The organism is Tissierella sp. (assembly GCF_052089545.1).
Lineage (GTDB): Bacteria > Bacillota > Clostridia > Tissierellales > Tissierellaceae > Tissierella_A.
The window spans coordinates 1-3,923 of the sequence record NZ_JBQDAA010000213.1; the positions used below are offsets into that span (position 1 = coordinate 1).

The following is a 3,923-nucleotide window of genomic DNA, read 5'->3' on the forward strand; positions in this document are numbered from 1 at the left end:
ATCTTTCAGCTCTCTTTAAAACAAATTATAATCTACTCTTCCCATCACAATCTTTAGTATTAAATTTATCTTTAGCTATTTATATAGATATTATACATATAGAGCCTTATTTTGTCAATTATTATAGGTCTAGTATTAGATTTTCATCTAAAAAAGTGTTGCCATTTTAATTTTTTATACTAATCATATCTTAATTTAAATAAAATTATTTAAATTATTTTCAAAAAATATGTTTAGAATATATATATTGGGTATAATACTAATACAACCATAAAACATATATTTATAAATAGGCTTTCAATTTTATGGTTTGTAAGTAAAACCTGAGTTAACAAGAGTCTAAATCTTTTAAAATCAACAAGATTAAGATTTAAGAACAGCATTAAGCTAATAATGGCCAAAGTTTAGAAACGATAAGCTTGTTTTAGCAGGTTTCAAAGATTGTCGTAAAAGATTTAAGTATTAAGAGTATAAGATCCAAGAAACATTTCAAGATCAAGTAACTTAGTAGTTAGTCTACTCCTAAACTATTTTCAAGAAACACAGTTTCAATAAGTAAAGAGTTTAAGAAGTAAAGAATCTTAAACTATAGATTTAAAAAGAATCAAATTTGTAAGTGTATAAAGTTAGGTTAGATGTAAAGAAGTAAGATTTAAAATATAAAACACTAAATGTTGAAGCACATTAAGATATTTAGGGTAATAAGGAGAAGATTAATATAATTAAAGAATCATGTAAAATGAACCGTTTAGACTCGGTTAACAAAATAAGGTTTTATTTTAAATAATGGATGTTTTCTAATAAGATTTCTAGAAAACATCCATTTTATTTTTTTGTTCTTTATTAAAGTTTATTTAAGTAATAGTATTTCCTTCTATAATAATAGATTTTTTATGTATGCTTACATAATATTTTTTATTAGTAGTTTCTAATTAATAGGGTATATATTATATTAGAGAAAGTAGTCAAAATAGTTTCTACCCAATATATTGATTGCTTTAATATAAATCTAAATTTTATAAATATTTTAACATCATAAGGGGGTTACACAATAACCATGTATAAGAAAAAATCCACAAAAAAATTTATTAGTTTGGCAACTACTTTATTAATTATCTTAGCAATTTTAGCAGGTTGTAATAATGACAGCGGAGACGTAGGAAAGCCACCAGAAGATTCAAATCCTGTTGAATCTGAAGAAGAAGCAAATGAAAAAAATGATGAAAAAACATCTGATTCAACCGAGAATTCAGAAGAATATTTAAAAGAATTTTTTGAAATAAGTTTTGATAAAGAAGTTTCAAAAAAAGATATGAATTCTGCTTTAGAAAAGTTTTTTGGAGATGAGGCCAGCCTCATTGATGGAGATTTAAATGGTCCAAATTTAATTAAAGCAATCAACGAATCAAGTGGCTTTAAAGAACTTTCTTTAACTTATAGTGATGATAAGGCTAAGGAAAGTTTAAAGGAAAATGATATAAATGAAGATATGGAAGCAGATTTATCAAAGTATATAGCTTCTACTATAGATTCTAATACGCTAAATGCAGATCTTGTAAAAGATTTAGTATCTTCAGATGAAATCACTGATGATTTGGCTGTTGAAACTTTTTCACAAGTACTCAATAATAGTAATTTAGGAAGAAATTATCTTGGCTATTCAGATGATCCAGATATTTATCGAAAATTAGAAGACAGCTGGAATTCATTTATATTATATGATGATGAAACTTTAACTGATATTGGAGCAAAGCTTGTTAAAGAAGAAAAAATTACAGGTTATAATTTGAAGCTCAATTCTTATGTTCCTGATTTCTTTACTGAAAGATCCTTAAGTTATGGGCACAGTAATATTGATCATGCCCTTCAGCTTATAGCCCTTATAAATAGTGAGGATTTGGTGGCTAAGGTGCAGCTTGAACCAAAAGTTTCAATCTATGAATACCTGCCTGAATGGGGCGAACCAGATGAACCTACCGCTAAGTATTTTGTAGATGAAGTTGGTGATTTACTTTTAGCAAATGCCATGGAATATGATTTAAATTTTGAATTTACCTCTACAGAAGATCTTATTAAGTTTGAAGAAGTTGTGGATGAATATGCAAAGAAAAATGAAGAAAATCAAGGCGAAGGATTAATTATTGAATCTTGGTGGCAACCATTTCTTTTAGTTTCTAATGATGAAATGCTTGACGATCGTTTCTTTGAAATGTATGATATTAGCTTGTCAAATGATGACTATACACTAAGATCAGCTGTTTTGGAAGAAGACAAGGATGCCATAGAAAATGAATTCTCAAAATTGGGTGGATCTACAAAAGTAGAAGTAGAGAAAAAATATACAAATAAGGCTTTTTATGACTATCTACAAGGAATTGATTATCAATAGTAAAAAATAAGAAAATGAGCATTTCATAAATATTAATATTTATGAAATGCTCATTTTTATAAAACCTTATAAATATACTTTCTAGATCAATCTCTTTTTCATTAATATTTTAATAAAAGCCTAGTTTAGATTTTTCATCATCTAAACTAGGCTTTTGCAAGAACCATTTGTTTTATCTTGCATTTTTTAATTTTGATATATATTCATAGTTACTCGCTGTAACTATTTCAACTGTTGATAGATCTTTTCTTAATTTATCTATAGAATTTTTAAGCTCAAGATGTCTACTAGCATTTAATGGTTCTAACTCTCCTATGATAGTTTTTATCTCTTCTTGACCTACTCTTAGATTTTCTTGTCCTATCTTTAGTTTCTCCTGCCCTGTTTCCAAATTTATTTGACCCTTTTCTAGCTTATCTTGACCTGTTTCCAACTTATCTTGACCTGTTTCCAACTTATCTTGACCTACTTCCAACTTATCCTGCCCTGTTTCTAACTTATCAAGGCGTCCCTCAACTCTGTCAAATCTTTCATTCATTTCTGTTTTAAAGTCATTTATTCCTAGCTGTATGCTCTCTAAAAATTCTCTAGTTTCCTTATCCATTTTATCCCTCCAAACTCATAGTTTGTGCCGATAGTTTATGTTACTTAACATTACCACAGATAAAGCTTATTTACAATATCACCCTTCCACCATAGACAATTTTACCATCTTTTATCTTAAGTTCCCAAAAAACTGGAAATCTTTCACTTATTTCTACTTTTATTATTTCTGGTGCAGCAAAGCAAATTAATTGAAAGTTTAGTTTATCTGCTATTTCAAATATGGGATCTAATACATGTTTAGCTGAAGCTTCTCCAAAGGGGTTATCTAGTATCAAAACAGTTGAAGGATTTTCATTTCCAATATGTTTCTTTTTAAAACTCATAATCATCATTATTACAAATGTGTTAACTGAAAGTGTCTGACCACCTGAGCCTTCTGGACTATCGCCTTCACCTTTATTTATAGCTTCCCATGTTGTATAGTACTCATCTCTAGCCCTTGCATATTTAAACTCATTTTTCTCAGACATCTTATATACTAGTAGTGTTGGATATCTACCTTGTAGGGCTTTAGAAAATATGACTTTATCTCCCATTATTTCTTTTAATTTTTTATCCTCTATTTTAAAGATATCTATATCTTTTTCTAATACTTCTGAAACTGATTGTATAAAATATTCATCTAACAAATGAGTTATCTCAGTTTTTTCTTTTGGTAATCTTTCTATACCTTTTAATTTTACCAATGGAAAAGCATGCCCTTCTTCATTTATATAGTTCATGCTAGAAACCATACTTTTTAAAGCATCTATCATTTTAATTACATGCATAGAAGCTCTATCTGTCCACTGTTTCATAGCCTTTTCAGCTTTAATCTTATCATTAGATAATCTAAGAACTTCCTTCTGAAAATGGTTCTTCATACTCTTAAATGGTAAGCGTCAAACACAGCCCACATTTTAATCTCTAAATTTCTATGGGATAATGT

General features: G+C 28.2%; 3 protein-coding genes. 1 reads left to right on the forward strand and 2 read right to left on the reverse strand.

What is annotated here, in order from left to right:
- Nucleotides 1–1,057 precede the first annotated feature (1,057 nt).
- Complete coding sequence (locus ACTHW2_RS11710; RefSeq protein ID WP_442264099.1) at nucleotides 1,058–2,389, forward strand: hypothetical protein; 1,332 nt, start codon at nucleotides 1,058–1,060, stop codon at nucleotides 2,387–2,389.
- Between the two features lie 172 nt (nucleotides 2,390–2,561).
- Here the strand turns inward: ACTHW2_RS11710 and ACTHW2_RS11715 are convergent, their stop codons facing one another.
- Both ACTHW2_RS11715 and ACTHW2_RS11720 read right to left on the reverse strand, forming a co-directional pair.
- The gene (locus ACTHW2_RS11715) at nucleotides 2,562–2,993 is read right to left on the reverse strand and encodes a hypothetical protein (RefSeq protein WP_442264100.1); all 432 of its coding nucleotides are present in this window, start codon (nucleotides 2,991–2,993) and stop codon (nucleotides 2,562–2,564) included.
- A gap of 70 nt (nucleotides 2,994–3,063) precedes the next feature.
- On the reverse strand, nucleotides 3,064–3,858 hold the full coding sequence (locus tag ACTHW2_RS11720) for a hypothetical protein (RefSeq protein ID WP_442264101.1): 795 nt from the start codon (nucleotides 3,856–3,858) through the stop codon (nucleotides 3,064–3,066).
- Nucleotides 3,859–3,923 lie beyond the last annotated feature (65 nt).